At 45.4% G+C, this 4480-nt stretch carries 5 protein-coding genes and 2 pseudogenes; 5 read left to right on the top strand and 2 right to left on the bottom strand.

The window, feature by feature from the left end; genetic code table 11:
* Positions 1 to 188: 188 nt before the first annotated feature.
* From QUA97_RS27490 to QUA97_RS27470, 5 genes and pseudogenes are all read left to right on the top strand, one after another.
* On the top strand, positions 189 to 953 hold the full coding sequence (locus QUA97_RS27490) for a transposase (RefSeq protein WP_194071175.1): 765 nt from the start codon (positions 189 to 191) through the stop codon (positions 951 to 953).
* Positions 913 to 1365: a hypothetical protein gene (locus QUA97_RS27485; RefSeq protein WP_194071174.1), complete on the top strand. Its 453-nt coding sequence runs from the start codon at positions 913 to 915 to the stop codon at positions 1363 to 1365. Before QUA97_RS27490 ends, QUA97_RS27485 begins: the two co-directional genes overlap by 41 nt.
* 21 nt (positions 1366 to 1386) lie before the next feature.
* Positions 1387 to 1521, top strand: a pseudogene (locus QUA97_RS27480) (hypothetical protein); the annotation flags it as partial.
* Positions 1522 to 1717: 196 nt separating this feature from the next.
* Positions 1718 to 1906, top strand: a complete 189-nt coding sequence (locus QUA97_RS28420; protein WP_442922600.1) for a hypothetical protein — start codon at positions 1718 to 1720, stop codon at positions 1904 to 1906.
* A 200-nt stretch (positions 1907 to 2106) separates the two neighbouring features.
* Positions 2107 to 2305, top strand: a pseudogene (locus tag QUA97_RS27470) (transposase); the annotation flags it as partial.
* 1 nt (position 2306) lies between these two features.
* Here QUA97_RS27470 and QUA97_RS27465 read toward each other — a convergent pair.
* Both QUA97_RS27465 and QUA97_RS27460 read right to left on the bottom strand, forming a co-directional pair.
* Positions 2307 to 3089: an MORN repeat-containing protein gene (locus tag QUA97_RS27465; protein WP_228050401.1), complete on the bottom strand. Its 783-nt coding sequence runs from the start codon at positions 3087 to 3089 to the stop codon at positions 2307 to 2309.
* A 170-nt stretch (positions 3090 to 3259) separates the two neighbouring features.
* A partial coding sequence (locus QUA97_RS27460; RefSeq protein WP_333197431.1) for an energy transducer TonB occupies positions 3260 to 4480 on the bottom strand: 1221 nt, incomplete at its 5' end.

Genomic DNA, 4480 nt, shown 5'->3' with positions numbered 1-4480 from the left:
GCATATGAATGTAAACCTCTATCCCACATTAACAACATTTCTTTAGTAACTGAGCTCCATAACCTTAATGCTCTGACCTGGTTGACTGACAAAAGTCAGTCAAGATCGGGATAAAAGCTGACCCAGACTGGATTAAAGAGAAAAAGAGGGATAAACTGTTTTTAACCAAAAAACCAGTATGAATCGAAATGATCGATCGCCCCTCTCATCTTCATCATAAACTAATGAAATTCGCAGGTCAATACAGTCAGTGGTCAGATTTAAGACATCTAGGAGTGATGTGTTGGATGATGGTTGGTTTGATTGTAGAAGGCAAGGTAAATCTAACCAAATGGATCGACCATGTTTGCACCAAAGCACAAATAGCCCAAAGCACACAACTAAGATTGTCTCGATGGGTAAATAATCCTCGCATCAACCCAGCAAAACTTTATAGTCCTGTAGTGAAGGCCTCCTTTGCCAACTGGAAAGACTCAGAAATTTATCTGAGTTTTGATACCAGTATGTTATGGGATAAATATTGCATAATTCGGATCTGTGTTGTACATTTGGGCAGAGCGATTCCGGTGGGCTGGCGAGTACTCAAACACAAAAGTAGTAGTGTCAAAATCGATACTTATCAGGACCTCCTCAAGCGTGTCTCTAGGCTCCTACCAGTCGATGTCAAAGTCATTCTCTTGGCTGACAGGGGGTTTGCCAATGCCGAATTAGTCCGTTATGTCAGAAAATTAGGCTGGCACTGTCGAATCCGGATTAAAGGCAATTTTTGGCTGCGTCATCCACGGCAGGGGTGGCAGCGAGTGAGTCAATTTCCGGTAGCCATCGGCGAGGCAAAACTGATCCACAACGTTCAAATTCACAAATGTAACTCGCTCACAGATGTCCATCTAGCAATTGCGTGGGAATCTACGAATGGTGAACACTGGTACATTATTAGTACGCTCACCTACTAATCTCCAAACTTTTCGGGAATATGGCCAACGCTTTACCATTGAGGAAAATTTTCTGGATGATAAATCCTCTGGATTCAATCTCGAAGACTCTAAACTCCGTTCCGCTCCAGCTCTTTCTCGACTGTGCTTGGTGTTAGCGATGACTACTTTGTTCTTGACTGCTCAAGGTGTTGAAGTTGTCATTTTAGGTCAGCGTCGCTGTGTAGATCCACATTGGTATCGGGGTGCTAGCTACTTGAAAATTGGCTGGAGTTGGGTCAAACAAGCTCTGAACAAGGGCTGGAATTTAATTTCTGTTATCTCTTTTTCTACTAATATTGACCCCGAACCAGTCAAGGCTTCTCGTTTACAACATCAGCAAAGAACTTACCGAATTGAGTTTCAAGCTACCACTGTAGTTTGGGCTAATTAAACTTTTGTCAGTCAATCAGGGTTAAGACAGAGAATATCAAGGTTAGTGAGAAAGACATTATCATTCTCAAAGAAGCTAGAGAATCATATTGGGGCAATTTGGAACTTCATCCACGAATACAACCAACAAATCAGAAAAAAAATGGGGATTGGATAATAAGAGAGATTGTTTTCCTCTGTCCTTTACAAAAAAAGACTACCATAAAAGAGATTAGTTTGAAATACTTAATATTCATTGACTAATCGGGAGTTAATTTAGCAATGGTTAGGTTATATGCTAGAGCTTTGAAAGGTCAAAGAGCCCGGGATCAAAACCAACTAAACGTGGCAAAAATGTCTCAATAATTGGAGCAATGTCAGTCAAGGAAATTTTGACATCGGTTAATCTAATAGGCCCAACTGATGCAATTACATTTGAAGCTTTTATTATCAGAAAAATTGTGCCAAAACTATGGAAAGGTGCTTGTGTAGTCATGGATAATTGTCCCATTCACTTGGGAGAAGAAGTGAAAAAAACGATCGAAAAAAAGGGGCAATATTAATATACTTATCACCTTATTCACCAGATTTTTCACCAATTAAAAATCTCTGGTAAAAACTTAAAATTATTCTTCGTTCTATCAAAACTACTAATTATCAAGAATTAGCAAAAGCACTCTAAGTTTGCGTTCGGTCAAGTTACATCGTCCAATATTTTTAACTGGTTTACACACTGCTGTTATTGTACCTCATCTTTCTGATAAAGGCTATAGAAACAATCAAAAGATGCTTGGGAGAGATTGTAGGCTATTTTGAATCAAGAACAACAAATGGGATAGTAGAGGGAATTAATACTAAATTAAAGCTATTAAAAAGGTGTGGTTTGGGATGCGAGAAATTTGAGAGATTTTGAAATACGGGCATTACTTTTTTGGCATTTTCCTAAAAAATTAGCACAATAAGTTAAGTACGGAAGAGCCCTTTATAGCTATTGCCATTAGCAAATTCACGGACACCTTCACCACTAAATTCTCCCTTGTCAAACGGCCCTTGATAACGTCCCCCTGCTTTAAAAGTCAACAATCCCTGACCCTGAGCGTTGCCCTTGACAAACTCTCCTTCATAGCGATCGCCGTTCGGATATTCGCGAACCCCTTTGCCGTGAAATTGGCCTTCACTAAATTGCCCCTCATAACGGCCTCCGACCGCAAAAATATAAATTCCCTGTCCGTGAGGTAGGTTATTTCGCAAATCTCCTTCGTAGCGGTTTTTATTAGCATATTGACAAACACCTTTGCCTTGAATTTTTCCTTCCTTAATATCTCCTTCGCAACGATTGCCGTTACTGAAAGTAAAAGCCCCTCGGCCGCTGGGAGAACCGTTGGCAAAAGTGCCTTCGTAACGAAGGCCGTTAGCTGAAGTAAAAATACCAGTACCGTCGAATTCACCGTCTTTAAAAGTTCCTTCGTAGCGGTTGCCGTTAGCAAATTCGCGGACACCTTGACCGTTGAATTCCCCATCCGCAAATTCTCCTTGGTATCGACCTTCTTCTTTAAATGTGTAAGTGCCCTTACCGTGAGGTTTGCCGTTGAGAAATTGGCCTTCGTAGCGATCGCCATTGGCATATTCGCAGAGACCGGGCCCGCTGAGTTTTCCCTCGCTCAATTCTCCCTCACAACGTCCGCCATCGGGTAAAGTAATCACTCCTGCCATTGCGCTGTGAGGGTTTGCGAATAACTCAGCCATTCCCAAGTTGGAGCCAAGTAATAGAGCGAATCCAAATCGCTGAAGTTTACTTAATGTTGCTGGCGACATTCCAAAATTCATAACTTACACAAAATTCAATTTTTAGCTTTGCAGTTGCTTTCTTGGTGCTATTGAATTCCCAGCCAAATTGCTAGGTTTCCAGAAAATACCTACTCATTGAGCCGGAAGGTAATAGATGCTGTTTTTCCTTGAATACCGCTGTCTGATGAGGCAAATTTCCATTTTTCTACTGTTTTAATCGCTGCGCGATCGAAGTCGTCGTATTTGCTAGAAGTCTCGATCGCGATGTTGAATGCCTTACCGTTGGGGTCAATATCAAACTTGACTTTCACTTGACCCTGCCGCCCTTCTTTTCTGGCGGCACTGGGATATTCAGGTTTACCGCAGCTAATGCAAGTGCCCGGAGGCGGGCCCGAAGCAGGGGAAGCACTCCCCCCTCCACCAGAGTTTTTCGGTTTTGGCACTGAGCCCGAACCACTGCCAAAGGGTTCTGAAGAACCCCCCCCACCAGTTCCACTACCACCGGATGTTGAGTTCGAGGGACTTCCTCCTGGGTTTGTGACATCAGCGATCGCACTTCCCGAATTGCGGCCGCTTCCAGGCCTGGTAGCTGTGACAGGCGGGCCGGCTGCGGGATCTCGGGCTATGGATCCAGAACCGGCCGCAAATGGCTCTGAGGAAGAGCTTCCGCTTTCACTCTGGGGGTTTCCGCCTCCGGGGGCAGAGGAGGGGTTTGTGGCATCAGCGATCGCACTTCCCGAATTGCGGCTGCCTCCTGGCCTGGTAGTTGTGACTGGTGGGCCGGCTGCGGGATCTCGGGCTATGGGGCCAGAACCGCCCGCAAATGGCTCTTCTGAGGAAGATATTTCGCTTTCACTCGGGGCGGCATTTCCTGCTGGGTTTGTGACATCGGCGATCGCACTTGCCGAATTGCTGCCGCCTCCTGGCCTGGTAGCTGTGACTGGCGGGCCGGCTGCGGGATCTCGGGCTATGGGGGCAGAAGCAGGATTTAATGCCTCTGAGGATGGCGAGGGCGAGTTATTGTTTTCAGGACTATTCGATGACTTGGGATTTCCAGCATCTGCAGTAAAATCTGGGGAACTCTCAGCGCTCTTGGGGCGAGACTGGGTAACGGGTGGTTCGCTTTTAGGAGGTTCCTCACTGGCGATGGGGCTATCATTTTTGGGAGGATCGGGCGATGGGGTTTTGGGTTCGTTGGCGATCGGGCTTGGAGGAGTTTCTGGGGGAGTCAAATCCTGTTTAGGTGCGATCGCAGAAGGCTCTTCTGGAATCGGCGGTGGCGTGACTGCTACCGGGGCTTCCTCTGGAATTGGCGGTGGCGTGACTGCTACCGGGGCTTCCTCTGGAAT

This window comes from Microcoleus sp. CZ3-B2 (assembly GCF_036705055.1).
Lineage (GTDB): Bacteria > Cyanobacteriota > Cyanobacteriia > Cyanobacteriales > Microcoleaceae > Microcoleus.
Note: the sequence above shows the minus strand (reverse complement) of the source record. Positions and strands in the feature narration are given on the sequence as shown.

What these genes read in the sequence shown, in the direction of transcription:
- QUA97_RS28420 (WP_442922600.1), top strand. Translation starts at nt 1,718, where the DNA reads ATGTCAGTCAAGGAAATTTTGACATCGGTTAATCTAATAGGCCCAACT.
- QUA97_RS27465 (WP_228050401.1), bottom strand. Translation starts at nt 3,089, where the DNA reads ATGGCTGAGTTATTCGCAAACCCTCACAGCGCAATGGCAGGAGTGATT.
- QUA97_RS27485 (WP_194071174.1), top strand. Translation starts at nt 913, where the DNA reads ATGGTGAACACTGGTACATTATTAGTACGCTCACCTACTAATCTCCAA.
- QUA97_RS27490 (WP_194071175.1), top strand. Translation starts at nt 189, where the DNA reads ATGATCGATCGCCCCTCTCATCTTCATCATAAACTAATGAAATTCGCA.